Source organism: Oscillatoria nigro-viridis PCC 7112 (assembly GCF_000317475.1).
Taxonomy (GTDB): domain Bacteria; phylum Cyanobacteriota; class Cyanobacteriia; order Cyanobacteriales; family Microcoleaceae; genus Microcoleus; species Microcoleus nigroviridis.
In genome coordinates, this window is record NC_019729.1 from 7,309,599 (window position 1) to 7,335,655 (window position 26,057).

A 26,057-nucleotide genomic window follows, 5' to 3' on the forward strand; every position below is an offset into this window, starting at 1 on the left:
TATTGCGGATAAAAACACCCTATTAATAATAAGGATCTCGGCTGACTAACTGGCTGGAGGGTCGCTGAGATCCTGATCAGATATCTGAAACGAGATCAAATTGATTGATGGGCGAGGTTAGCTAGCCTGCTAACCTTTCACAACCGTTCTAGGGAGTGGGAGACTTAACAACAGCATTGCCAGTAGCGGTACCAAGCTGCACGGTGACAGTTCCAGCACTAAATGTATTGGTTTGTGCAAGACCTCTGTTGCCGTCAGCATTGGGCGTAACGTTGAAACCATTCGGGTCGCCGACAGCCTGAAAATTCTGTGTCCCTGCACTACCCAGAGCCCAAGCTGAGTTCTGTAGATTACTATTACCAAAGAAGTTATTACCATAGTTGAAAGCAGCAGCAGAAGCGTTTTCTTTACCGACAGCAGCCGAGACAGCCACACCTGTAACCGCATTGTTGGTAACAGTGAAAGCCGCAGAACCTGCCACACCACCTTCACCGGCACGGGCTACGGTAGCGAAACCAAAAGCATTGAGAATAACGAGACCACTAACGAAAGCAATACGACGAATCATCATTTTTCAACTCCAGGGTTGGTTTTTTGTGTTCTATTAGTTAGACGTTTCCCGAAGGCGATTTGTGAATAATTCAGTCTTTAGATAGATGACATATCTGACTTTTGGGAGGTGACGCGGTTCGAGGGAGGATTTGACCAATTCCTGCTACGCAGTCGATCTCTCAATACGGTTCAGTTAAGCTCGATCCCCCTGGCGCCTAGGGCGGGCACGGGGGCACCGCCCCTACAAAGGGGGGGACAAGAACTTACTCTTGCGTCCCCGCAACGATTCGGGGGATTTAAGGGGATCTCCGAGCAATAAATAGTTTTAACCCAAGCGTATTGGTCTATCTCTTCCTGAAAATCTAGATTGACGAAACCAGGGATGCCGAATTTTTCCATGCCAAATTCTGCCTAGCGCCATATCGCGCCCAGCGCCAGTCAATCGATTTTAGATTTTAGATTTTAGATTTTAGATTTACCCCACAGATAAATCTGGGATCTTGAACTAGGGTCTAAAATTTTTATGTTTCCAGGACTTAAGTACGTGGCACGGTATCAGTTTTTGGGCTGGGTCATAGAGAAAGCGGGAATATAGGGGATTGCAGCTCGCGGCAGCATTAATGCCCAATACGCTTGGGTTAAGGAAAATGTTGGGCGGAGTGAAACGGAGGGTTCGTTCCACGGGCCCAACCTACGCACTACTGATTTAAAGCGATTTTCTGCCTGCCTATTTTTCAGATGGAACAAAGCCAGCAGCCGCCACTGTCTGCCCACATCCTCCAGTACAGTAGAAAAAGCGATACATAAGAGGCAACGCTGCGCGATATGCCTCCTGCACGCTGGCCCGATCGCATTTCTGGCGATCGAACATCGGTCAAGTATGGGTTTTCTCTGTTAAGAAACTGGGAATACAGCGGATTGCAGTCGCTGATGGTACAACAGCCCTGTGAGGGCTGCATTAATGATGCCTGCACACCAAGAGCTTTTTGGCTTTCCCAAGACTCCGAAAGCAATCCGCTGTAGGCGTTAGGCGCGATCGATTTTTCGCTGTCATCCCCCAGACTATTTGCCAAGATACGTAGCGGCGAATCATCGTTCGCACCTAGATGCAAAACACACACCGCCGCTTCTAGAACTTCCCCGCCGGCAACAATTTCTCTTTCTCCTATGTCCCCATCTGATTGAGCATTCACTAAAACCGGCTCTTGAATTTCCCGACCGGCAACAATTTCTCTTTCTTCAATCTCCTCTGTAACCGGTTTTTTTTCAACAATATTCTGAGACTTTTTCCCTTTTATGGACTGAGGAGAAACCCTCGACTTAGGATTAGACAAATTAGAGTCAGTCCCATTTTCCCCGAAATTTTCATGGAACCGCTGACGCAAAATTGCCCGCGCTTGGGAAATGCGCTTGCGGACGTTATCGTAAGATATACCAAGCTGTTCGGCAATATCTTGATAAGATAGCCCTGATTCAAAATGGAGAATAAAAGTCTCGCGCAATCTATCAGACAACTCATCTATTGCGGCGCGAAAAAATAATTCGACTTCTCTCCGCATAGCAGCGCGAACAGGTGTTTCCTCTTGGCTAATTAATTCGGTCTCGTTTCCTATAGCAATGGTGTCTAAACTGTCAACTCCTAGTGTACCCCTGTTGCGCTCTCGATGGATATCGGCGCACAGGTTATAAGTCAGTTTGGTTAACCAAGCCTTAAAGTTTTTGATATCATCCGTACCATCTCTTGCTTTCTCCCAAGCTTTCAGCATCGCCCGACTGAGGGCATCTTCAGCATCGGTTGGGTTGCCCATCCACTTGCGACAGCAACGGTAAAGATAATCTTGATTATCCTGCCATTTTTTCCAAAAAGCTGAATCTATATCTTGAGTGCCTGAGCAAGGAATTGATGCAGAACTACAATTTAACATCAGTGGAGCCTGAAACTCTAAGTGGACAAACTACTTGCGATTAATTTAGGCAGTAATTTACCTAGCCTCAGATGCACCTATCGCTATGTTGACTCACCACTCAGGCTCAAGTCAGTCGGAAAAGTCGGATCTTTCTAGTCGGAAAAGTCGGAAAAGTAGGATCGTCGCCGCTATGAGTGCATAGCTGAGACATCCCTTGGCAGTTTTAGGACTTACGCCAACGAATTTTAAACACTATTGGTAGCGACTAGGTAAAACCTAAGCACTACAAATAGTGTTTATGCGTAATTGTTCAATTTAATGTCACCAAGCTAAAATCTGAACTTTAAGATTTAAAATCCTTTGACAGAGGATTAAGCCACAGCAGAATTGTCCGTTTTAATTGATTTAATTCTCGATACACTTCTTGTTTGACCCATTGCCCGATCGCGTCGAAGGGTGTAAAAATTTGACCCACAGGCCAGCTAACATCTTGCCCCAAGGGCGTTTGATGGTTGCCAGTCAGAGTCTGAACTGTAATCATGTCGGGAAATCGTGCTTTTAGCAGTTTGGTCAACAGCAGGGTTTGGTCGATGTTGTCGCCGTTAAATTTGACTAAAAGATTGCGCCGAATTTGATAGCTATTTTGGACGAGGCGATTAGTCTCTTGCGGGGAAGGGGTAAACTCGACGTTAAAGACGGGGGAAATTTGCTCGACGATCGGGATGGCTTCGGATGCTGCATAATTGTTGAAAGAGATCAAAATATTGCCTGCCCTTTCTACGTCAAAAACAGAACCGATCAGCAAGTGAAGTTTGCATCCCATGCTGTGTCCCATGCCGTAAATGGGGAGATAGGAAGATTTGAGCAATTTAGTGGCCCGCAGGCGATCGAGGGCATTTTCAAATTTGTTGAGGACATCGCGGGCGATCGCAATATGATCCAAAGTATTGACAAACGGCGTTGCTACTACAACATATCCTTGATTCCCCAAAGCCTCTAACAGCCAGCGATAAGTGAGTTGCGGTGCTGTCGCCACAAATGCGCCGCCGAGAAAATGTACGATCGCGATGGGTTTAGAGGGAATGAATACCCAATTGCCAGAAATTTCTTGCCAGTCCATAAATTCAATCTAATTCAAAGTAAAAAGGCGATCGTCCTCGGAAGGTAGGAGGCAGAATGTTTTATAAATTTTTGCTTTTATTTTCTGCTTCAAAAAGGGGTTTGCTACCCATTTTTTCATTCAAAAAACTTTCCTTTTTACTTATACATTATTTATTCTAACTGTTGTGAAGGCAAATAGCACGGCTGGCGATCGCTGCTGTTTTCGCCCTGTATAGGGTTGAAGCTGGCGGCCGAATAAATCAAGGCTGACATCCGATCGCAGGTTTCAAAGATTTGTATATACTGTCCTACCGCACGGCTGCAAGCGGCTGTAGCTGGTTTTGCGGGTGATTGACCCGACAGAATATGAACAGTCAAATACCCCTCAAAACCACAATATCGCGTATTAATCCGCCCAAGGGCGATCGGCTTCGATTCGGCGTTATTGGCAGCACCTAATTTCTTGACTCAACCCGCATACAACTATAACATCCTTTAGGGCAGCCCCCCGATTTCAGACGATCGCTCGCGGTTTAATTGTGGCGAATGACTGATACCTTCTGCGGTTTGATGACTCAACTTTTCGTGAGTCTTCATCCATTTCCACTTGTGCACAGTAGCTTGAGGATTGAGCAACGTGGTAGCCACGCCGTAAACAATAGTAGGCAAAACCTCCCGATTTAACCAACTTTGTCCCAGCTTTCTCATGTAGTGCATTGCCAAAACTTCTCGAAATTTGTTAAGCCTTTGCAAAAGCGGCAAATTCTTAAAACATAACTCTTCGTACTCCTGGAGTGATAACTCTTTTTCTCCCCGCAAGCGCCGCAGTTGGTTTTCCTTGACACAATCTGAAGCTATGCGCTTCTTCAGCCAGTGCTTATCTGTGAGAGAGTTCCCTCTAATTCGATAATTTCCCAAAGGTTCTGTCGCCGCTAGCAAGCCATACTTTTGAGCAAGTTTGGTAAATAACTCTGTATCTTCTCCTACCTGCCAATCTTCTGCAAACCCGCCTTCTTCGACAAGAATGGAACGATCGACTACAACAGAAGACGGGAAAACCCAAGGGCTTTCGCCTGTCTCCTTAATCGCCTGCATTTCTGCTTTAGTTGTAGGATAGGTGGGAATATAACTCAACTTCTTACCGTGCTTGTCTAAATATCGCAAAGCGTGAGCGACAGCTTTGACTTCGGGATTGTCTGCGAGCATCTTCAAACAAACTTCTAACTTATTGGGTTCCCAGGTATCGTCGCTGTCGATAAACGCTACATACTCGCCTGTGGCGCGATATATCATTAAATTTCTCGACTTAGAAACCCCGTAATTTTGGGGATTCCTGAAGTATTGAATTCTCGAATCTTGCTCGACCAGCTTAGCAGCAACTTTTTCAGTAGCGTCAGTAGAGCAGTCATCAACAATTAAAATTTCTAGATTCTTGTGGGTGCCGTTGAGTACGGAGGCAACTGTCTCGGCCAGAGTGTCGGCAGCATTGAATGCAGGAATGATGACGCTGACTTTTTGGCTGTTCATAACTTGCATTAGGTGTGGTTTGGTAGTTGTTCGCCGAAGTACAGTCTCTAAGCAGACACTCTGACTCCTTTACGTGCAAGTACCTGCAGTCAGGAAACTTGCCTAAATACTGCCACTATAACAGGTTTACCGACCTCTGTGTTATCTACCGTAAGGAGGGGACAGCCGTTAGCAACCGGAGTGCAGACTATTATTTCGCGGGCAATTTTTATAAAACAAAGGCGACGGCTGCGAGGGATTGAGGGTTTTTTCCGGGGACTGGAGTTGTCCTAAATTCGATCGCATCTTTTTACTTAAATAGGACTTACCTAGAAAAACCCGGAATCACCCAAAATTATTGGTTCGATCGCTATACAGCTATAAAAAAATGGTTTGTGACTCAGTTCTCTTCCGGTTAATCGCTTATCATAAAATGGTTTTTAGTGCGCCAAAACCGTGGAGTGAGGAGTTTGATAATTTATGACAAACCTAATTATAATTATTTAATCAACCTCAATATTAAGAGTCAGTAAATCCTGTTCTATCGATCGACTAACCAGTCGAACAACTACCCAAAAAGGCAGGGCGGTTTAATTCTCACGAAAATCGCGAATTTGTAGGGGTAGTGCCCGTACCTACCCCCCACAGACGATTTCACAAGTTTCAGACATGGGGGCAGCCACGGGGGATTGCCCCTAGATCGAATGAAACCCCTGCCAAAAAACTTAATAAGTCTGCCATAGCAATCCTCGCATCATTGGTGAATTTCTTACGGACTCCGAGCGGGTTCGGGGAGGGTTGGGGTGGGGTAAAAAATTTACGGCTCCTGCAAGGATTGCTATATGTGTTGCATTACCATAGCCATCACCTAAAATACTGATTGTTTTGCTGTTGCTCGATCGGGCTATGAAACAAAAATAATGTGAAAATTCAGAAGCTTTGTGAATTTGGGTTTATATGATTTGCGTCTTTAGTTTTTCCTACCGTAGATCGGCAACACCGTTTTTCTGCGTTCATCAGCTTTTTTGAAATCTGTATTTTCTCAAAAAAGATGCTTTTTCAAACTTGTTTAATTATTAAATTGCCATAAGCTCTCCCTGATTTCTCTCTTGCTATTGTACCGCGAGAGCCTCTTAGGGTCAAATCGTTTTTTCGTCTGCCATAACAGGTAATTTATCTGCGGTTGAACTTAGTAGCGCTAGGTTTTAGGGAAGACGATCGTAAAATTATACTGTAAAAAATCCTCACCCGTAAAAAAATGTTGCCAAAGTTCTCGAGCAAAGTGCAAATTTCTACTTGTTGCCTAACAGTCTTGGTGTTGGGTGGCTGCCAGCAGCAGCTACAGCCAAATTTGCAACAGCAGCGCAGCAAACAGGGGATGGCAGTTTCGGCTCACCCTCTGGCGAGCGCTGCGGGGCTGGCCCTGCTGCAACAGGGGGGCAATGCAGTGGATGCGGCGGCTGCTACGGCTTTGGCGATTTCGGTGGTGGAGCCTTTTTCGGCGGGTATCGGCGGCGGGGGTTTTTTGCTGCTGCGGCGGGCGGAAACGGGTACTGTGCAAGCGCTGGATTTCCGCGAACGAGCTCCGAAACGGGCGGCGCGGGATATGTACCTCGACAAGCAAGGGAAGGTGCGCCCAAGGGCAAGTCTGGACGGGCATTTGGCGGCGGGTATTCCGGGTACTGTTGCTGGACTTTATACGGTGCACCGCGAGTATGGTAAGTTGCCTTGGGCTGCGGTGGTGGCGCCGGCGATCGCCCTGGCTGAAAAAGGCTTTCCGGTAAGTTCGCGCTTTACCACGGCTACCGGGCGACGACAGGATGTGTTCAAAAAAAACCGGGCGGCGCGGGAGGTTTTTACTCGCGGTGGCATTTTATACCAGCCGGGTGAGCTTTTGGTGCAGCGGGATTTGGCGCGGACTTTGCGGCAGATTGCACAAAATCCGCAAAGTTTTTATACCGGGGAAATTGCGCGGGCGATCGCCGCCGACATGGCTAAAAACGGCGGCATTATCACTCTCGAAGATTTGAAAAACTATACGCCGATTTGGCGAAATCCGGTTTGCGGCAACTTTCGCACCTACGAAATTTGCGCCATGTCGCCTCCTTCTTCCGGCGGCGTTCATTTGTTGCAAATCTTAAATATTTTGGGAGATACGGATCTCAAAAGGTTGGGGAGGCAAAGTCCAGATACTTTGCACTTGCTGGCGGAGAGCATGAGGATTGCTTATGCCGATCGGGCTGAGTATTTGGGCGACCCGGATTTTGTGAGTGTACCGGTCAAAGCTCTGACTAGCAGCAATTATGTCAAATTGAGACGATCGCAAATCCAAATGTCAAAAGCCAGACCTTCCAGCGAGGTAAAAGCTGTTGACGCTGAAACTTTGAGCCGTCTCCTGTGGGAGTCTCCCGAAACTACCCACCTCACGGTAGTTGACAAAGAGCGCAATGTGGTATCTTTGACGTTTACGGTGAATGGGGGTTTTGGGGCTGGAGTCGTGGCTGCGGGTACGGGAATTTTGCTCAACAACGAGATGGATGATTTTGCAGCGGCGCCGGGAGTGCCGAACTTGTTTGGTTTGGTGGGCTCTGAGGCAAATTCGATCGCCCCGGGGAAAACTCCTTTATCGAGCATGACGCCGGTCATCGTGACAGAAAATGGCAAATTTCGCCTCGCTGCGGGGGCTCCCGGAGGCAGCACGATTATTACCACGGTGTTGCAAATTGTACTGAACGTATTGGTTTACGACATGAATGTCGGCGATGCTGTGTCTGCACCTCGCGTACACCACCAGTGGCAGCCCGATCGCCTGATGGTGGAACGGGGGGGTTTTGAGGCTGCGACGCTTTCGGAGTTGCGGCGGCGGGGACACCTGATTGTCGAAGGTGACGGCTGGGGCAATGCCAATGCGATCGTCCTGACTGCAGACGGTTGGTTAGAAGCGGCTGCCGATCGGCGCGGCGAAGGAGAAGCAAGGGGGTTTTAGTCAACAGTCAGTCGATTAGAGATTTTAGATTTTAGACTTCGGCGATCCGTCGAGTCGCCCTCAGTCGAAAAATTTTAGATTTACTCCAGAGATGAATCTGGGATGTTGAACTAGGGTCAAAAATTTTGATCCCTCTACCACAGGAATCGGGGGTTTGTAGGGTTTTTTTGGGGTAGGTCATTAGTCATTAGTCATTAGTCATTAGTCGTTAGTCATTAGCTATTAGTCATTAGTCATTTTGGAGATGGCCAACGGTATCAAAACCCGGTTTATTTTGTCTCCACTGCGTAAGTCCTGAAATTATTAGTCTCTGTACGTGTATTTTTGCCTCCGTATTTTTGCGCTGAGGTTTATCGGCTGACTAATTGCCAAGAACTACCAAAAAAGTTAACCACAAAAAGCGTAGATACACTTATGTGTAAAGTTATTGTAAAGGCACTAGACATTAATAGTTATATCATGTAAAAATTAAGTTGTGCATAGAATCAGGTTTGTATCTTCCAGGAAAAATTTATGATAATTACTCACAAAAATGCTGCCTTAACAGCTACATTAACTACTGCTCTGAGTTTGTTGGCAGCGCCAGCAATGGCATTTTCGGTAGGGGCAACTAATAACATCGAGACTTTAAAAAATAATTTATTGGGTGCTAAAACAGCGGGGTTGAGTAATTTCTCTGTTTCAATTACGGGTAATTCTGCTGCTTTTGGTACTTTCACTAATGATCCCTTCGGTTTGAGCTCGGGTGTTGTTCTGAGCACTGGTAAAGTCGCCGATATACCGGGTAAAAATCGGAAAGATAACTTCACGACAAAGGACAGCGATTTAAACACGGACTTTGGGGCTAAGGGTGAACAGGGGGATTTGACTCAGCTAAATCTCAGCTTTTTTGCTGATAGCACGGTTCAAAAGTTGTTCTTTGAATATGTATTTGCTTCTGAGGAGTTTCCTGAGTTCGGCGGTTCTCAATATAATGACGATTTTGAACTGCTGCTGAACGGCACTAATTTGGCTAAATTGAGCGACGGAAAAACAGTTACGATTAATAATCTTGTTCCAGATCCATATAATCGCTCTAAGGATCACCCAGACTATATTGACAACCCCAGTTTGACAGGTATTGCTGCTAACATCGTTAAGCTCGACGGTTTTACTAAAGTTTTAGGTTTTGAGGGTTTGCTCAAGCAAAATCAGACGAATGTTCTCAGCATCCGCATTAAAGATGTGGGCGATGGCAATTTAGATTCTGCTGTATTTATTAAAGGCGGTTCTGTGGGGACAGTTCAACCTGAGCCAGTTCCCGAACCGATGACTGTGGGGGGTTTGATGGCGGGAGGCGCTATGCTGGCTGCTGGACGAAAGTTACGCACTCGCCATAGCGGCAGTAATTAATAACGACGGAAGGAAGAAGGAAGAAGGAAGAAGGAAGAAAGAAGAAGGAAGAAGGAAAAAACTGAACAGGAACCATTTGGGCCGTTGCTGTAGTAATATCAATCTCGCTTAGGCGTGTTGGAGACAGAAACGGGGTTTGATGAACGAAAAGACCTCGTTGCAGTTCTTGAACCGGGTAAAAAAACTAGGTTTGTGCGATCGCGATCGCGTAATATCATGTCAAGTAATTTAAGCATTATGGGTACGCAGCGAGGAATGCAAGTCCTCATAAAATTATGACGACGAACCGCCTCACTACGAACCAATTTTATGGCGGTTGTTCTAGCGGACAGAATATAAGTTTTTATCCCTAATTCGCAAAGGGCGGATTTTTTTGTATTTGGAATTGCAGCAAATATTGCGGGTAAAACCCGCGTCTACAACCACTGACTAAAAACTAAATAATTTAGCTATGAACAGTACCGTCGGGTAAGATTGTACCTGTTAATGTAGTCCGGGTAAGTTTGACCATAACTCGATCGCCGTAACCAATTTTCGCTCCTGTTAAGTCAGCACCGCTCAAGTCAGCACCGCTCAAATCGGCTCCGATTAAGTTACTTTCTCTCAAGTTGGCATTGATCAAACAAGCTCCTAACAAATTAGCCCTGAACAAGTTTGCTTGGTACAAATTCGCGCCTGTGAGATTGACGTTGTGTAGAAAAGCATCGCTTAAATCGGCTTCACTCAGGTTTGCATTGCTCAAGTTTCTTCCTGAAAAATCCTTTTCTTTTAAGGAAGCTCCTTTGAAGTTGGAACCGCTCAAATCGGGAGCTTGCGGCCCAGCTTGGCGGTAAGACTGAGATGGCGGTGGCTGCGATTGGTAGCGGGATGCGTCTGAATAGGGCCCGGCAGGGTTTCCCCCATAGTTTCCCGCATAATTTCCAGCATATTTTCCTGAAGAGGGTTCAGAAGAGTAGCGGGGTTCTTTTGGGTTGGCCGGTGGTGGCTGGCTGTTTTGGTGCTGGGTGTTTGGATACTGACTATTTCTGTACTGATTGTTTTGGTACTGAGTATAGGGTTGCTGAGTGTTTTGGTACTGAGTGTTTTGGTACTGAGTATGGGGTTGCTGAGTATGGGGTTGCTGGGTATGGGGTTGCTGGGTGTTTCTGTACTGAGTATGGGGTTGCTGGCTATTTTGTTGCTGGCTATTTTGTTGCTGGGTATTTTGTTGCTGAGTGTTTCTGTACTGAGCGTTTTGTTGCTGGGTATTTTGTTGCTGGGTATTTCTGTACTGGGTGTTTTGTTGCTGGGTGTTTTGTTGCTGGGTATTTCTGTACTGGGTGTTTTGTTGCTGGGTATTTCTGTACTGGGTGTTTTGTTGCTGGGTGTTTCTGTACTGAGCGTTTTGTTGCTGGGTGTTTTGGTGCTGGGTGTGTTTGTGCTGAGTATGTTTGTGCTGAACGTTCTGATTCTGACCTCTTGGTTGAATCGATCGCAATTGTTCGCGAGCTTGATTAATTTCCTTAATCTTTTCTTCAGCTTTCTGTAGTAGTCTGGGATTGTCTTTGGGGATGCGATCGGGGTGCCAAATGAACGCTAAATCCTTGTAGGCTTGGGTAATTTCTTCTCTGGAAGCTCCCGGCAACAGTCCCAGCACTTTATAGTATTGGTCGAGGTCGTTCATTGTACCACCTTTCGCTTTAAGAAATTAGGAATTAAAAATTAAGATCGGAGCCAAAGCCGTTCTCAAAGCTTGCTTCTCCGATCGTACATTAGATGAACAATAACTCAGCTAAGCCGCTGCTGGCAAAAATTCTCGAATTCGCTGCAAGTATGTTGCTGCATCCTCCAGCATCGGAAAGTGAGCCGTATTGGGAATTATAACAAATTCTACTTTTTTGCTCAGGGAGGCCGCTTGCTCTCCCATGATGGCGGGGATAATTTGGTCAAATTCTCCGGCCACCAGCAGTGTGGGAACACTCAGCCGCGCAAATTCTTGGGGCATTTCCTCGGCTGCTCTTTTGCTGACTGCCGTCACCATTGTACCTATAGCTGCTTGCTCGTCTGCCATTAAAAAATCCTTGAGAAACCCCAGACTGACCTCTCTGGGCAGGGAACGGCGCAAAAATCGGGCCATAAACAGCCGATCGGCAAACGGGATGGATGCCAGCCAAGAAGGTCTAAATTTTACCACATAGCCGCCGAATTTGTGAAAAGTTGTAAAGGCTTTTTCATCGTATTCAAAAATCCCGCTGCAAGTGAGAATTGCTTTTTCTACTTTTTCGGGGTAAAGGTTGAGAAATAAAGTAGCAATTGAGGCACCTGTGGAGTGAGCATTGAGAAAGACGCGGCTTAAATTCAGAGATTCTAATAATTCAGCTAAGTCGCGGGCGTAGGTTTCGAGTTCGTAGCTGGACTCAGGAGGCTCTTTTGGCAAAGGCGATCGACCAAAACCTCTCATATCGTAAAGCAAACAATCAAAATCATCAGCAATAGCCCGTGCCGTGCTTTCCCAGTAGCGCGCCGAGCCCGCCCAGCCGTGCAGGAATACCATCACTGGTTTCCCGCTGTGCCCAGCGCTGTTATCTGCCGTTATCCACTCGTAATAATGTTCTACACCGCGAATAGAAATGAAAGACATGATATTGATTTGGGATTCTTAGATTTTAGATTTTAGATTTTAACTCATAATTGTTCACTAAATACCCAAATTCCCGACTTCTTAAAAAAGTCGGGAATCTCAAGACTACATCCATCCAAAAAATCTGCGTTAATCTGCGCCAATCCGCCCGCATCTGCGGTCAAAAATTACCAACATAGGAACCAATCATAAATCTTAAGCCGCAGAAGCAGCCAGCCAAAATAAACCATCTACCAAAAGCGTGCTTAACACCGCGCCGCTGAAAGCGCGCCAGTGCAGTTCTCGATCGCGCAAACTCAGCAAACCGACTGTTAGCAACACAGCGATTAAAACTAGAGCGCAACCTATGCCCCAAGGAGTTTCGATTTGACCGATCGCACTTTGAAAAATCGGCATAGCTAATTCCGGTTCCGCGTGCATAACTTGCCGCCAGTAGGGCATCAACCCTGTTAAATAAAAATATAAATCGGTAATAGCAGTACCCAATAGAGAACCTAAATAAAAATAGCTGCCAACTTTTCCCCAAGATTTGCCCAAGCACCAAATAGCAAAAGGCAAGCCAATTGCTTCTATAGGTAGATGTAAAATAGGTTCCCATCTAAACCAGCCCCAATAGATAGAACCTGCCAGCCAGCATCCGGCAAATCCTAATAATAAATCTCCCCAAAGTTGGGTTTTGGGGCGGAAAATTAGAATTAAACTCAGAACAAACCAGGGGATAGTTGACAGCAAACTGATGGTTGGATATAAACGCACTAACGGTGCTTGCACGAAGACTGGAATAGAGACTAAAAATGCTGAGGCGCTAAATATCAACCACTGTTTGATGCTGTTTGTTGTGCCTGAAGTGACAGGATTGTCGAGGCGGGCGATGGTGGCAATAGGTGCGATCGCTGAGGATACTAAATTTAGATTAAACAACTGATTGGACTCCGTATTGTTTCAATAGGTGGACTAAAAATTTTGCTGCAGTTGCGGGTGCGACAGTCTCAACCCCGGCTACGGTTTGGCTGACGTGCCAGCCTTTTGCCGTTTGGGGATCTCGCCACAAATCCAAATGTTCGATCGCGGGATCTGCATAAAAGCTTTCTCCACCGCCACCGAGAATTGCCGAACTCCAGTGCGTAAAGCGATCGTGGCTGATGCGGTGGATGGGAAAATTGCCTCCCAGGGGTACTCCCCAACCGTCTAAGGCAAAAAATGCCCCGACTTTGCCGCCGAGTTGCTGCCACATCCAAGCCGCCCCGATCGCCCCGGCTACTCCTGCCGAAAAGCTGACAAATACTAGACTTTCTCCTGCCAACTCTTCGCTGCACAAAAAATGCCAGATGTCAAGAGCTGAAAAAGGCGGATATTTATGAGCGGGAAAAATCTTGACACGATCGACTATTTGCTGGTTTGGGCGATCGGCTGCCAGTCCCCAAACCGCCGAAAGTCCCGCCAGGAAACAGTCGGTTAGCTTTGGTTCGTGGACTCCGGGGCATATTACCAGTCTCATAGTTCGTCAAGAAAGTTAATATAGTTCGCAACATAACTTTATCATATGCCTACTATATCATATACTACCCCTGGGGATAGGGTGTTAAACTTATAATAGAGTGAAGTTTGAAGAGTATCCCCCCAAGTTAAAAGCTGGGAACGCTCCAAACCCTATTAATCTGAGGCAAGGTGAGGGAGTCTTAAGAAAACATAAAACTTATCCCCCCCGGCCCCATTCCCTGTCAAGCTTAGCAAAGCCTGATTCTAGTTTTAAGCAGTTCTGTATTTAGATTTAACTTTTCTGGCGGCGTCGAAGCCGACCCCACAAAAGCTTAAAGAAACAGGACTGTGAAAATTAGAGACCTGCCAGCTTAGCTGCCCGACGAATTTCCGGTCAGGGTCAATCGATTTTAGATTTGAGATTTTAGATTTTAGATTGACCCCACGGATAAATGCTCTTTCTTGAGGATTTTCGATTTGGGATTGATTCCACGGATCGATCGCGTGGCGGGTACCATCAAGAAATTCTTGGTCAAAAAACCCACTTAGGACTGATGCTCATCAATCCGGTTTCTAGGATAAATAAGAGGTTTGACCGGGAAGTATGGGCGCACAAACCGGGAATCAGCCCCGCGCACGTCAGTCGTGCGATCGCAAACAATGAAAAATCTCCCTTTCACCCTTCATCCTGTCTGGATCTCTTAGAATAAATAAAATTGAGGAATACAAAGTGGTTGCTTCTCCAGAAAAAATCGATTTCAAAACATCTGCGGCACCCGCAAGTAACGATCGGGTTGCTGTATTGCTGATGGGTTACGGCGAAGTTGAAAGCTACGACGATTTTGCCAACTACAACGAACAAGCTTTAAACTTGCTTACGGCAAAGTTTGCGCCAGTACCGCTTTGGATTTATCCGCCGCTGGCGAAGATTTTAGCAATCTTTGACTTGCACGAGTGGAGTCACCAACACGGTCAATTCGTTTCGCCGCACAATGCAATTTTTGAACAGCAGCGCGCCGGGATTGAAAAGAATTTACAGGAGAAATGGGGCGATAAAGTAAAAGTGTTCAAAGCTTTTAACTTTTGCGCGCCGTTTTTGCCGGAACAAGTAATTCCGCAAATTAAAGCAGAAGGATTTGACAAAATTCTGATTTATCCCTTGCTGGTAGTTGATTCTGTTTTCACCAGCGGCATTGCAGTCGAACAGGTGAATAAGGCTTTAGCACAAACCTTTGATGGTAAGGAACATTGGGTAAAAGGACAGCGCTACATTCCTTCTTTTTACGATGAACCTGCTTACATCCAGCTAATGGCGGATTTGGTGGAAGAGGAAATTAAGAACGATTTAGCTGTAGCGCATTTGCCTTCTCAGATTGGAATTGTGCTGATGAATCACGGTTGTCCGCACAAAGCGAAGGGCTTTACTTCGGGGATTGTGGAAAGTCAAGCTTTGTACGATCGCGTGCGGGAACGTTTGATGTATCGCTATCCTTTGATTTCGGTGGGTTGGCTGAATCACGACACGCCGCTGATTGAATGGACGCAGCCGGATGCGACGTTGGCTGCGAAGAATTTGATCGATTTGGGTGCAACTGCGATCGTCTTTATGCCGATCGGATTTGCGACAGAAAATCACGAAACATTGTTAGATGTTGACCACGTGATTGAGTCTTTGCAGAAACAGCGTAAAGGAGTTACTTACCGCAAATTGCCTTGCGTTAACGACCATCCAGAGTTTCTGAAAATGGCGGCCGAGTGGGCAAATCCGCAGATTGAAGCGTTGTTGAGTGAGACTGCGGTTGCTGTTAATCCGAGTTTGGCTTCCGCGCACCGCGAGCACAGCCATTCTCACGGGGAACACGGTCATTCTCACGGGGAACACGGGCATTCTCATGGCGGGCACGGTCATTCTCACGGGCACGGTCATTCTCATGGCGGGCACGGGCATTCTCACGAAGGGCACGGGCATTCTCACGGGGGGCACGGGCACAGTCACTAATTGAGTCGTTGGGTGGGGGCGGGTTTATTATATTGTTGGTTTCCAACATAGATGGCTGGTAAAACCCGCCCCTACGATGCCCTGTAGGGGCGGGTTTTACAGATAATATTTGAGCCTCACAAACAATCTAGATAAACCCGCCCCGGCTATACTAATTGAGTGCGTCAGTTCAGATTAATTGAGGTCAAAAGTCGATCGTCCTTTGGTGTTTTTAGGGAAAGGGCGATGGCGTCCCGCCCCGCAAGCTACGGCTTTTTTATCAAATTTTCTGTGCTTGTCAAACATCCGCTCAGTCGCTACACTGTATATACTCTGTATATACATTCTCTGAGAAAGAGTAAATTCCTCAGAGTGATATCACTAACTAGAGGTTCAGGCTATGGTTGGGACGATCGCAAAATGGGGAAACAGTCTTGCTATTCGGATTCCACAGAATTTAGCTAAAAAGATTAACTTGGTTGAGGGTTCCGAAGTGAAGCTTATCTTGATAGATGGCAAGCTGACAATCGAGCCTATCGTTCGTCGGCGGTATTCGCTTGAGGAGCTGATCGAAGCAATGACGCCAGAGAATCTTCATACTGAGATTGATACTGGAGTTGCTGTGGGGAACGAAGTTTGGTGACACAATCAAATCCCTACATTCCGAGTCGAGGCGATATCGTTTATTTAGACTTTGACCCAACTAAGGGACACGAGCAAAAAGGACTTAGACCTGCTTTTGTGCTGTCGCCTCGCTCCTACAACGAGAAAAGCTCCTTAGCTCTATTTATGCCGATTACAAAACAACAAAAAGGGTATCCTTTTGAAGTTATCCTACCCACTGGATTAACAGTTCAGGGCGTAATTCTTGCAGATCAAATTAAGTGTTTAGACTGGAAAGCTCGCGGTATTCGATTGGTTGAGTCGGTATCTCAAGATGTAATTGAAGAGGTGCAAGCTAAAATAGAGCCGTTGTTATTCTAAAAGCATGGAGTTCACGGGGCTGCGGAAATCAGACGATCGCGCTTTTCCTGAAATTACCTATGTGCGCGGCGCTAGCGGCGAACTCGTACCCGTTTTGCGCGGCACTCGCTTGCGCGTGCAAACAGTAGTCATTGCAGCCCATAAATGGGGTTTTTCGCCAAACCAAATTGCCACTGAGTATGATTTAAGTGAAGCTCAAGTGAACGATGTTTTCGCTTTTTATGCAGCCCACTCTCAGGAAATAGATGCCTCTATTGCTGCTGAGCGAATTATCGAAGCTGCCAATTTGTAAATCGCTATTGCATCTGGATATCGATTATGACCATCAAAGAACAACTTCTCCAAACCATTGAAACACTGCCGGATGACTTGCTAGCACAAACGCTGCAATTCGTCCAAACCCTTCAACATCCCATTCACAAAACTCCAGGAATTTGTGGCGGTGCAGCGCGAATTCGCGATACCCGCATTCCCGTCTGGACGATTATAGCCTACCAACAACAGGGCGCAACTGAAGCCGAACTTCTCTATAATTATCCAGGACTCACCCTTCAAGATTTGCAAGCGGTTGCGAACTATTACGAACAAAACCGAGAAGAAATCGAGCTGTGGCTTGCTGAAAATGAATAACTGCCGATGCTAAAGTTTTACTCAAATGAAAACTTCGCTATGGCGATCGCCCCAACCAACTTATCAATCTCCGCCTCAGTTGTAAAATAGTGAACACAAGCCCGCACACAGTCAGGATTAAGAATAGTCCTTACCATAATTCCCTGTTTCTCCAACAAATTGACAAGCTTGTTGTGCGGCATCCCATTAGTTAATCGAAACGAAACTAAACCCGCTTCCGGCGCAGATTTCCGCAAACATTCCACATCGGGAAGTACCGACAAACGCTCCCAGAGATACTTACTTAAACGGCAAATTTCTGCATACCTTTCCTCGATCGTACCCCATTCGTGCTGCAGGGCGATCGCGCTCCGCAAACCCCCATACAAAGGATAAGCCGAAGTCGCAATTTCATAGCGCTGCGATCCAGGCTTCCAGCCAAGGACTTTAGCATTAGCATCCGTCACAATTCCCCGCCAACCGATAAACACCGGATGCAAATCTGCCAAAGCTTCAGCACTCACATAAAGCCCCCCCAAACCTTCCGGGCCGCACCACCATTTATGACCCGTAAAAGCATAAAAGTCAACCCCCGATTCAATCAAATTTAAAGGCAAAACCCCCACAGATTGAGCCGCATCAACTAATACCCTAACTTTGTGATTCTTTGCAGGCAATTCTTCTTGTCCCCCCCCTTTAATCAGGGAAAACTCCTCTTGTCCCCCCCCTTGGCAAGGGGGGGTTAGGGGGGGTTCATGACACACTTTCACAATCTCAGCCAGAGGCAAAACTTGGCCAGTATTCCACAAAATGTGACTGATAACCAACAAGCGAGTATTTGGCCGCAAACTATCAGCAATCACCGCCACCGGATCGCCCTCATTCAAAGTTGCCGCCAACGGACAAATCGAAACCTCAATGTTGAAACGGCGCTGAAGTTCCATTACACTAGCTACAATGCCGTGGTGTTCGCAGTCAGAAAGCAGCAAATGGTCGCCTGCTTTCCAGTCAATGCCCCACAGCGCAATATTGCAGCCGACGGTGACATCTTCAGTTAGGGCGATGGTTTCAGGAGGTACCGTCAACTCAGATGCGATCGCACGTCGCGTCAGCATCGCCTCCTGAACCACCCAAGCCCCCACCTCCCCCGAAAACGGCCCCCCAAGCTGCACCCGTTTGTAAGCCTGATAAATCGCGTCTAAAGCAGGCTCAGGCAGCGGCCCTTGTCCGCCGTAGTTAAAATAAGCTTTATTGGCCAAAGCTGGGAATTGTTGCCGGTGATTGTCCTTTGTCATTTTTTTTGGGGAATTATTGATAGCGTTAATATTGAATAACTAATGCTGTGAATTTTATACCTTTTGCCTGATACTCTATGCCTTGCGAATACTAAATGTTAATAACTGACAAACTGCTACTTTCCTATCAGCGATGCCATCTCCGAGCATTTTTAGACACCTGCGGAGACTGGAAACAACTAGATCCCCCCAGCGACTTTTTGCTGAAACTGATGCGCGACAGCGCGACATACCAGCAGCAAGCTTTGGAACACGAGACTTACCAACAACCATATTATCCTAGAGGGGATTGGGAAGCTGGCGCGGCCGCTACATTGAGTTTAATGCAGCAAGGGGTCGATCGCATTTACCGAGGAGTTCTGATCCGGAGCGAATTCGGCAAAACCAACGCCGCCACAACTTCTCTGGTAGGAATTGACAGTCAATATTTCCCAGAATTTGGCGAAATCCCCGAAACTCCCGTTGATTTTTCATCCTCCAATCTTCCCTCTTCAAACATTACCCTGATTAGCCGCCCCCATTTATTAATCAAACAGCCGGGACAATCAAAATTTGGCAATTGGAGTTATACTACTGCGGATATTTGGCTTAGCAAGCGACCAAAACTAGAGTATCAAATTATCGCAGCTTTTCACGCCCAAGTTTTAGCTTCCGTACAGGAAACAATGCCCGATACTGCGTGGCTGATGCTGCGAAAAAAAGGGCTGTGCTCGGTGAATCTCGGCCAGCGAAATCCTCAGATGTTCGAGATTTTAGATGATTGCATTCAGATGATAGAACATCGGGATAAACCAGAGGTGTTCATTTCCCGGCAAAAGTGCAATCTTTGCGGTTGGTATACTATCTGTCACGCCGAAGCCGAATCTATTAAACATCTTTCGTTATTGCCGGGAGTTACTGCCAGCCGCTATGCTAGACTAAAAAGTCTCGAAATTACTGATGTAGAAGCTCTCGCTAATGCTAGTTCCGAACTGCTTTCAGAGTATCCCGAATTTCCGGATCGAGTTGCTTTTGATGTGGTGCAGCAAGCTAAATCGCACTTGCTAAATCAACCGCTGTTGCGGGAAGAAGGAAGTTCGGCAACGAGCAATGTACGGGATTTAACGGATAGCAGTTCGGCAGCTAACACTGTACGGGATTTAACAAAATTAACAGATGTAGGTGTGAGGAAAGAAGGAATAAGGGAAGAGGCAGAAGTTAATGAATTTATAACCATACTAGAAGTTCCCCAGAAGAGTTTAGCAACAGTTAATCTTGTTCAGGGAAAGACTACAGAAAATAAACCTGCTACATCTTCTATACCTGCGCCAATTCTTCGCAAGAAACCAATTCCCTATTCTCAATCAGTCTTTTTGCCGATCGCCCCAATCGAACTCTACTTTGACATTGAAGCGGAACCCGAGTTAAACTTAGATTACCTCCACGGAGTCTTAGTTGTTGACCGATGCAACAATACGGAAAATTTTCACGGTTTTTTAGCAGAATCAGCAGCAGAGGAAGGTGTCATCTGGCAGCAGTTTTTAGAATTAATGTGGGCTTATCCCATTGCTCCGATTTTTCACTTTTGCGACTACGAAGTCAAGACTTTTAAGCGACTGGCTAAACTTTACAATACTCCTGCTTATTTGTGGAAACCCGTGCTGAAACGGTTTGTAGATATTCACAAACAAGTGACGCAAAAAGCGATTATGCCGGTGGAAAGTTACGCACTCAAGCCAATTGCCCGCTGGCTGGGTTTTGACTGGCGAGATGCTAAGGCTAATGGTGCTCAGTGCGTCTGCTGGTACGAGGATTGGCTCAAAACCGGCGATCGATCGCTCTTGGAGGCGATCGTCCGCTACAATGAGGACGACTGTCGTGCTACTTATGTGGTTAAAGATTGGTTGACCAATTTTTTGTTAAGTCAGAAACAGTGAATTTATGATTTAACGAACCGCGAAGGCGCAAAGGCCGCGAAGGAGGAAAGGGAAGAGGAAGGTAGATAATAATGTATTTATTGGTAAAATGCGAAGGCTAGCAAAAGCAATTATATTTATTGTCTGTTTTTTGATGGCAGCAAGTCTTGCTATTTGGGTAAATCAATCAGCTCAATCTTTCGCTGTTACGAAAATTGATTTTATCGGCAGAGCAATATTTCCTACAGGTTCTCCGTTTCAGGGGACGGAAATTGGCGGACTTTCGGGCATTACTTATGATGCCGAAAAACAAGTTTATTATGCCATTTCTGATGACCGCAGCAGCAAGGCTCCGGCGCGCTTCTATACTCTAAAAATTAACTTGCAATCTGGTAAACTGGAAAAAGAGAAAATTACTTTTACTGGTGTCACTACTTTATTAGATGAAAACGGCAAAGGTTTTCCTGAATTAAGTTTAGATCCGGAAGGGATAGCTTTTACGGGCAATAGCGTGTTTGTTTCTTCAGAGGGAGATGTCGATCGCCAAATAAATCCTTTTATCAAAGAGTTCTCCCTCGATGGTAAACTCCTGAAAACGCTGCCAATCCCAGAACTATTTTTGCCGGATGACAAAGGCACTAAAGGCATCCGCAACAATCTATCATTTGAAAGTTTAACTTTAACGCCCGATCGCAAATATCTATTCACCGCTACCGAAAACGCTATAGTTCAAGATGGCGCCGCAGCTTCCCTGGAAACCGGGAGTCCGTGCCGGATTTTGCGCTACGATGCGGTGAGCGGCAATCCTGAAGCATCGTTTCTCTACATCACCGAACCGCTACCCGCTGGTGCGAATCCTGTGGGAAAATTAACTAGCAACGGTTTAGTGGATTTGTTGGCGATCGACGATCGCCGCTTGCTGAGTTTAGAGCGCGGTTTTTCCCTGGAAACCGGCACAACTATCAGAATTTTTGAGATTTCTCTGGACAAGGGCGATCGTATTGATGCCCTCGAAAGCCTCAAAAGCCGTCTGGGCGAGGTTTCTCCCGCTCAAAAACGCCTGCTGCTGGATTTGGAAACCCTGAAAATCCCCCTAGACAACATTGAGGGGTTGACATTGGGTCCCGACCTGGCGGATGCTAGCAAAGGTCTGATTTTGGTGAGCGACAACAACTTCAGTCCCCTGCAAGAGACTCAAATTTTGGGCTTCCAAATAAAAGTTCAAAAAACCTCTTGACAAAAGGTGAAGTTATAGGCATAATAGAAATTGTGCCTGAAAAAACGGCAAAACGAGGGACAGTAGTTCAATTGGTTAGAGCACCGCCCTGTCACGGCGGAAGTTGCGGGTTCGAGCCCCGTCTGTCCCGTTCTCTCGTAAATAGAAAGTTTAAAATACAAATTTTAAGCTTTTGGTATTTTATTAATTGAGTAAGGAGGAGCGAAATATGACTGTTACGCTCATTAACCCCTCCCCAGAAAAAACTACACAACGGGTGGTATTATCTAATATCAGTTGGCAGACTTACCAAACTTTATTAGCAGAAGCGGGAGACAAGAGATCCTCGCGTTTTTCGTATTGTCACGAAGTATTAGAAATTATCATGCCATCAGATTTGCATGAAACAGTTAATTGTTTGTTGAAACAGTTTGTGACTACTTTAAGTGACGAATTAAAATTGAAACGCAAGGGATTTGGTTCAACGACTCTAAACCGTGAAGATTTAAAACAAGGTGCAGAACCGGATTCCTGTTTTTATATCCAAAATGTCGATCGCATTCGCGGCCGAAAAATTAACTTGTCAATCGACCCGCCACCTGATTTAATCATCGAAGTCGATCTCACCAGTCCATCTACTAATCGCTTTACTATCTACAAAAACTTAGGAGTTCCTGAAATTTGGAGATATGTCGGAGAGACTGTACAATTTTTTCAACTTCAGAACGGAGAATATGCGATCTGTGAATACAGTGGCGCTTTTCCGATTGTTTCTTCAGGAATAATCAATCAATTTTTGCAGATGGCCGAGACGGAGGATGATACGACTATCATTGAGGCTTTGCGAGTATGGGTGAGGCACCAGTTGCGATCGCCCGAAAACGAGCAATAATACTAAAATTGATTTAACTAATTCCTTTCTTCCACGGACGACCGACTCCCTGCAGCACTCAAAGGTGCGAAGAAATAAAGGGTCGGGCGATCTGATATGTCAAAACCAGGACGATGGGGACGAGAATAGGAATAGCAACTAGCAATCCCCATTTGCCAAACCTAAGTTTTTGACCGTCCGATTTGAACAGGAAAATCACAGCGGCAATTCCCATAAGTATCCAGAGACCACCGAAACCCATGAAGACTGTATAGCCTGCATCTTGCATTTTTTTTGACCTTTAATTTTTTTTGAGCTTTAATAGTAGTCCATCTTGAATCTTAGTTGCAGTCTGTTTCTGCTGATATCTTCTGATAGACCGATCGAACTTACTGAAAATTTCCCAAATATTACTCATTTCGAGTTGGGTTGGCAGCGGTCTTGACTTTCGCACTCGATCCGCACAGTTCGATCGCTCATAATTGTTGCTAAATCCGGTCTTCCCGTCAGCTTCAGCCGCCAGTCTGCCCAAATTCCGTACAACCAATTGGCGATCGCCCCGATCGCTGGTAACTCAGTCACAGCATAAACCCATCCCATACCTAAAATCTCGTAGGTGCGGCGAAAAACCTCCACATTTTTAATTGCCGTACCGTCGGGTAATATCGCGTGAATCCGACCCATCGCCGTTTCGTAGTCGATTCCGCCGTGGGCCTCCGGGTTGTAGCCATCATCCGCGATATCCACAAACGACACTAAACCTCGCCCCGCGTCCTGTTTTTTTAAGAAATTAACCTCCCGCAAGCACAGAGGACATTCACCGTCGTACAGCAACTCAATCTGCCAAGCAGGCGCAACAGACTCGGGTGAGGGCGCAACAGATTCGGAAAACTCAGTTTTAGCAGCAGACATAGGGAAATATATTTTAAGGTCGTCGATCGCACACAAACATTTTACAAGGATAAATAGTTATCAGGTGCGCCTTGGGTACTCCTAAACCAGTTATTTGTGCTGTGAAAAATAGTCCCAAAGGTGAATCCTGTCTTGGCCGCGCGCAATGCTAATATCATCAAGATGCCTTCTCGTGCCTTGCCGGAGACTTTCGCCCGATCGCCCGATCGTCTATTATCAAGCAATTCGAGGCAAAGCACCTGCCAAGCACAACTATTAAGTCGGCAATAAAATATAATAAAATTTGAAGTCTCAAACATCAGCTATTCCCCCAACCCGTAAATCGCCCCCAATCTAAAAGCAAAAATCTACATGAATGTCAGAGTCCGTCTAGCCCCCAGTCCCACCGGAAACCTACACATCGGTACCGCCAGAACCGCCGTATTCAACTGGCTGTTTGCCCGCAACCAAGGCGGCCAATTTATCCTGCGGGTAGAAGACACAGACGTAGAACGTTCTAAAAGCGAATACACCGATAACATCCTCGAAGGACTCACCTGGCTGGGTATGAACTGGGACGAAGGCCCGAGTTTTCAGTCGCAGCGTCTGGAAATATACCGCCAAGCAGTCCAAACCCTCCTAGACAAAGGACTCGCCTACCGCTGCTACACCACGTCGGAAGAACTCGACCAGATGCGGGAAGAACAAAAAGCCAACAAACAGGCCCCCCGCTACGATAACCGCCACCGCAACCTGACTCCCGAACAGCGCGAAGCTTTTGAAGCCGAAGGGCGGCAAGCCGTGATTCGCTTTATCATTGAGGACGATCGCACGATCGCTTGGAACGACACGGTACGCGGCACCGTAACCTGGAAAGGTAGCGACCTCGGCGGCGATATGGTAATTGCCCGTGCATCCAGCGGCGGCGTCATCGGCCAACCCCTCTACAACCTCGCAGTAGTTGTCGATGACATCGACATGGGCATCACCCACGTCATCCGCGGCGAAGATCACATCGGCAATACTCCGAAACAAATATTGCTATACGAAGCTTTGGGCGCGACAATCCCAGAATTTGCTCACACGCCGCTGATTTTAAACTCGCAAGGGCAAAAACTTTCTAAACGCGACGGCGTAACCTCGATTTCTGACTTCAAAGATATGGGTTACGTCCCCGAAGCCTTGGTCAATTACATGACTTTGCTGGGCTGGACTCCCCCGGACTCAACGCAAGAAATATTTACACTCTCCGAAGCTGCGACAGTATTTACATTCGATCGAGTCAACAAAGCCGGTGCAAAATTTGATTGGGATAAACTCAATTGGCTCAACGGTCAATACCTGCACAAAATGCCAGTGCCGCAATTGACAGATTTGCTGATACCTTATTGGTGGCAGAAAGGCGGTTACGAGTTTGACTTGGAGGCAGACCGCCCCTGGCTCGAACAAATAGCTGCTTTAATCGGCCCGAGTCTGGTTCGCTTAACCGATGCTGTGGATATGTGCAAGTTATTCTTCTCCACCACGGTGGAATACGAAGAAGAAGCACTGGCACAGTTGCAGCAAACAGGGGCTGCACAGGCTTTACAAGCAGTTGTAGAAGCGATGGAAAGTCATTCATCCCTGACATCAGCGGAAGCTCAGAAAATCACTAAAAAGCTCAGTAAAGAGAAAAATCTTAACAAAGGGCTAATTATGCGATCGCTCAGAGCCGCTCTGACAGGTGCAATGCACGGCCCCGACCTGATAGAATCTTGGGTAATCCTTCACCAGCGAGGAACGGCTAAAACCCGTTTGCTTGATGCCATTAGCAACTTGAATTTGCCTGGTGTTGGTGTGGCGGCCGAAACTCCAACCCCAGAACAACCAAACGCAGAAACAGTCGCCGAAACTCCTGCTACAGAACAGCCAGCAGTCGAAACACCGACTGTGGAAACAGCAGCGGCCGAGGTGACAGCAGTCGAAATATCGCCTGTGGAAACAGTCGAAATATCGGCTACCGAAATACCCGGAACGGAGGTTTCAGCAGTCGAAATATTGCCTGTGGAAACAGCAGACACCGAGGTTTCAGCAGTCGATATTTCGGCAGTGGAAACAGCCGGCACCGAGGTTTCAGCAGTCGAAATATCGCCTGTGGAAACAGCCGCAGCAGCAGTTGAAATACCTGCAGCCAACCAGCAAAAAACTATTGCGAGTGGAGAAATGACTTCATCAAACGAACCAGAAACAACCGTTATCATCACCGAAATTCCTGCCGGAAATGAAGCAGACAGTTCCAGCGATACCACAAAAGTCATAATTACCGACGAACCGCCAAGTCAGGCCCAGCAGATCAAAGAACAAATTATCGCAATTTTGTCCGAGTTTCCCGCTTACATCGGCAGCTTTTACGAACAGTACAAAAGTCCCCTGACTGTTGTCGGTGTAATTTTAGCCTCGATTATCTCTTTGAAAGTGCTTTTGGGCGTAATAGACGAACTCAACGACATCCCCCTGCTAGCACCAACATTCGAGCTAATTGGTATCGGATACACCGTGTGGTTTGTCTACCGCTATTTGCTGCGATCGTCCAACCGGCAACAGTTAGCTCAAGAAATTCAAGCGTTGAAAGAACAAATTTTAGGCAAAAAATCCTAAATTTTTGCTGTAATTAGTTGAATTTTTACCCGACACTGACAACTTTAAATAAGTTGTTAGTGTCGGGTTTTTAAATGACTAATGACTAATGATATTAATTCCGGTAGCACCGTCAGGCGTAAAATCCAGTCAACAGTC

General features: G+C 46.4%; 24 protein-coding genes, 1 tRNA gene and 1 pseudogene. 13 read left to right on the plus strand and 13 right to left on the minus strand.

Translation table 11 applies throughout. The features are described from left to right. Window positions 1–148 precede the first annotated feature (148 nt). The 5 genes from OSC7112_RS30295 to OSC7112_RS30310 form a co-directional block, all read right to left on the minus strand. A complete protein-coding gene (locus OSC7112_RS30295) occupies window positions 149–568 on the minus strand; it encodes a hypothetical protein (protein ID WP_041622809.1) in 420 nt (139 codons plus the stop codon). 718 nt (window positions 569–1,286) lie between these two features. Continuing rightward, window positions 1,287–2,477 (minus strand): RNA polymerase sigma factor, encoded by a 1,191-nt coding sequence (locus tag OSC7112_RS36460; RefSeq protein ID WP_015179498.1) that lies wholly within the window; start codon window positions 2,475–2,477, stop codon window positions 1,287–1,289. A 325-nt stretch (window positions 2,478–2,802) separates the two neighbouring features. Further along, window positions 2,803–3,579, minus strand: coding sequence for a DUF1350 family protein (locus tag OSC7112_RS30305; RefSeq protein WP_015179499.1), 777 nt, complete (start codon window positions 3,577–3,579; stop codon window positions 2,803–2,805). 152 nt (window positions 3,580–3,731) lie between these two features. Next, window positions 3,732–3,938, minus strand: coding sequence for a hypothetical protein (locus OSC7112_RS38775; protein ID WP_150111633.1), 207 nt, complete (start codon window positions 3,936–3,938; stop codon window positions 3,732–3,734). A 117-nt stretch (window positions 3,939–4,055) separates the two neighbouring features. Next, window positions 4,056–5,096, minus strand: a complete 1,041-nt coding sequence (locus tag OSC7112_RS30310; protein WP_015179500.1) for a glycosyltransferase family 2 protein — start codon at window positions 5,094–5,096, stop codon at window positions 4,056–4,058. A gap of 1,228 nt (window positions 5,097–6,324) precedes the next feature. Between OSC7112_RS30310 and ggt the strand changes: the two genes are divergently transcribed. After that, window positions 6,325–8,052 carry a gamma-glutamyltransferase gene (ggt, locus tag OSC7112_RS30315; RefSeq protein WP_015179501.1) on the plus strand — a complete coding sequence of 576 codons (1,728 nt, stop codon included), beginning with the start codon at window positions 6,325–6,327 and terminating at the stop codon, window positions 8,050–8,052. Window positions 8,053–8,565: 513 nt separating this feature from the next. Continuing rightward, window positions 8,566–9,444, plus strand: coding sequence for a choice-of-anchor L family PEP-CTERM protein (locus OSC7112_RS30320; RefSeq protein WP_015179502.1), 879 nt, complete (start codon window positions 8,566–8,568; stop codon window positions 9,442–9,444). A gap of 445 nt (window positions 9,445–9,889) precedes the next feature. Here the strand turns inward: OSC7112_RS30320 and OSC7112_RS30325 are convergent, their stop codons facing one another. The 4 genes from OSC7112_RS30325 to OSC7112_RS30340 form a co-directional block, all read right to left on the minus strand. Further along, window positions 9,890–11,107, minus strand: coding sequence for a pentapeptide repeat-containing protein (locus tag OSC7112_RS30325; protein WP_015179503.1), 1,218 nt, complete (start codon window positions 11,105–11,107; stop codon window positions 9,890–9,892). A gap of 108 nt (window positions 11,108–11,215) precedes the next feature. Further along, the gene (locus OSC7112_RS30330) at window positions 11,216–12,064 is read right to left on the minus strand and encodes an alpha/beta fold hydrolase (protein WP_015179504.1); all 849 of its coding nucleotides are present in this window, start codon (window positions 12,062–12,064) and stop codon (window positions 11,216–11,218) included. 195 nt (window positions 12,065–12,259) lie between these two features. Further along, window positions 12,260–12,985, minus strand: coding sequence for a DUF3120 domain-containing protein (locus OSC7112_RS30335; protein ID WP_015179505.1), 726 nt, complete (start codon window positions 12,983–12,985; stop codon window positions 12,260–12,262). Next, window positions 12,978–13,562 (minus strand): hypothetical protein, encoded by a 585-nt coding sequence (locus tag OSC7112_RS30340; protein ID WP_015179506.1) that lies wholly within the window; start codon window positions 13,560–13,562, stop codon window positions 12,978–12,980. Before OSC7112_RS30340 ends, OSC7112_RS30335 begins: the two co-directional genes overlap by 8 nt. A 711-nt stretch (window positions 13,563–14,273) precedes the next feature. Between OSC7112_RS30340 and OSC7112_RS30345 the strand changes: the two genes are divergently transcribed. The 5 genes from OSC7112_RS30345 to OSC7112_RS30365 all read left to right on the plus strand — a co-directional run bounded on the left by OSC7112_RS30345 (window position 14,274) and on the right by OSC7112_RS30365 (window position 17,135). Next, the gene (locus OSC7112_RS30345; RefSeq protein WP_015179508.1) at window positions 14,274–15,542 is read left to right on the plus strand and encodes a ferrochelatase; all 1,269 of its coding nucleotides are present in this window, start codon (window positions 14,274–14,276) and stop codon (window positions 15,540–15,542) included. 379 nt (window positions 15,543–15,921) lie between these two features. Beyond that, on the plus strand, window positions 15,922–16,164 hold the full coding sequence (locus OSC7112_RS30350; RefSeq protein WP_015179509.1) for an AbrB/MazE/SpoVT family DNA-binding domain-containing protein: 243 nt from the start codon (window positions 15,922–15,924) through the stop codon (window positions 16,162–16,164). Beyond that, a complete protein-coding gene (gene mazF, locus OSC7112_RS30355; RefSeq protein WP_015179510.1) occupies window positions 16,161–16,505 on the plus strand; it encodes an endoribonuclease MazF in 345 nt (114 codons plus the stop codon). The genes OSC7112_RS30350 and mazF overlap by 4 nt, the downstream gene beginning before the upstream one ends. Before the next feature lie 4 nt (window positions 16,506–16,509). Then, a complete protein-coding gene (locus OSC7112_RS30360; RefSeq protein WP_015179511.1) occupies window positions 16,510–16,797 on the plus strand; it encodes a DUF433 domain-containing protein in 288 nt (95 codons plus the stop codon). 26 nt (window positions 16,798–16,823) lie between these two features. Beyond that, window positions 16,824–17,135, plus strand: coding sequence for a DUF433 domain-containing protein (locus OSC7112_RS30365; protein WP_015179512.1), 312 nt, complete (start codon window positions 16,824–16,826; stop codon window positions 17,133–17,135). A gap of 17 nt (window positions 17,136–17,152) precedes the next feature. Here the strand turns inward: OSC7112_RS30365 and OSC7112_RS30370 are convergent, their stop codons facing one another. Next, a complete protein-coding gene (locus tag OSC7112_RS30370; RefSeq protein WP_015179513.1) occupies window positions 17,153–18,409 on the minus strand; it encodes an aminotransferase class V-fold PLP-dependent enzyme in 1,257 nt (418 codons plus the stop codon). 95 nt (window positions 18,410–18,504) lie between these two features. Between OSC7112_RS30370 and OSC7112_RS30375 the strand changes: the two genes are divergently transcribed. From OSC7112_RS30375 to OSC7112_RS30390, 4 genes are all read left to right on the plus strand, one after another. Then, window positions 18,505–20,325, plus strand: coding sequence for a TM0106 family RecB-like putative nuclease (locus OSC7112_RS30375; protein ID WP_015179514.1), 1,821 nt, complete (start codon window positions 18,505–18,507; stop codon window positions 20,323–20,325). A 133-nt stretch (window positions 20,326–20,458) separates the two neighbouring features. Beyond that, a complete protein-coding gene (locus OSC7112_RS30380; protein WP_223300719.1) occupies window positions 20,459–21,541 on the plus strand; it encodes an esterase-like activity of phytase family protein in 1,083 nt (360 codons plus the stop codon). Between the two features lie 56 nt (window positions 21,542–21,597). Next, a tRNA-Asp gene (locus OSC7112_RS30385) sits at window positions 21,598–21,671 on the plus strand. Between the two features lie 78 nt (window positions 21,672–21,749). Then, on the plus strand, window positions 21,750–22,412 hold the full coding sequence (locus OSC7112_RS30390) for a Uma2 family endonuclease (protein WP_015179516.1): 663 nt from the start codon (window positions 21,750–21,752) through the stop codon (window positions 22,410–22,412). Between the two features lie 58 nt (window positions 22,413–22,470). Here the strand turns inward: OSC7112_RS30390 and OSC7112_RS30395 are convergent, their stop codons facing one another. From OSC7112_RS30395 to OSC7112_RS38780, 3 genes are all read right to left on the minus strand, one after another. Further along, complete coding sequence (locus tag OSC7112_RS30395) at window positions 22,471–22,680, minus strand: hypothetical protein (RefSeq protein WP_006632034.1); 210 nt, start codon at window positions 22,678–22,680, stop codon at window positions 22,471–22,473. Window positions 22,681–22,805: 125 nt separating this feature from the next. Then, the gene (locus OSC7112_RS30400) at window positions 22,806–23,303 is read right to left on the minus strand and encodes a thiol-disulfide oxidoreductase DCC family protein (RefSeq protein WP_015179517.1); all 498 of its coding nucleotides are present in this window, start codon (window positions 23,301–23,303) and stop codon (window positions 22,806–22,808) included. A 41-nt stretch (window positions 23,304–23,344) separates the two neighbouring features. Then, window positions 23,345–23,602, minus strand: a complete 258-nt coding sequence (locus tag OSC7112_RS38780) for a hypothetical protein (protein ID WP_150111634.1) — start codon at window positions 23,600–23,602, stop codon at window positions 23,345–23,347. A gap of 52 nt (window positions 23,603–23,654) precedes the next feature. On the opposite strand from OSC7112_RS38780, the pseudogene gltX reads away from it, so the two are divergent. Further along, window positions 23,655–25,097, plus strand: a pseudogene (gene gltX / locus OSC7112_RS42245) (glutamate--tRNA ligase); the annotation flags it as partial. A 387-nt stretch (window positions 25,098–25,484) separates the two neighbouring features. Beyond that, window positions 25,485–25,919: a CAAD domain-containing protein gene (locus tag OSC7112_RS42250; protein WP_317623964.1), complete on the plus strand. Its 435-nt coding sequence runs from the start codon at window positions 25,485–25,487 to the stop codon at window positions 25,917–25,919. The last annotated feature ends 138 nt before the right edge of the window (window positions 25,920–26,057 follow it).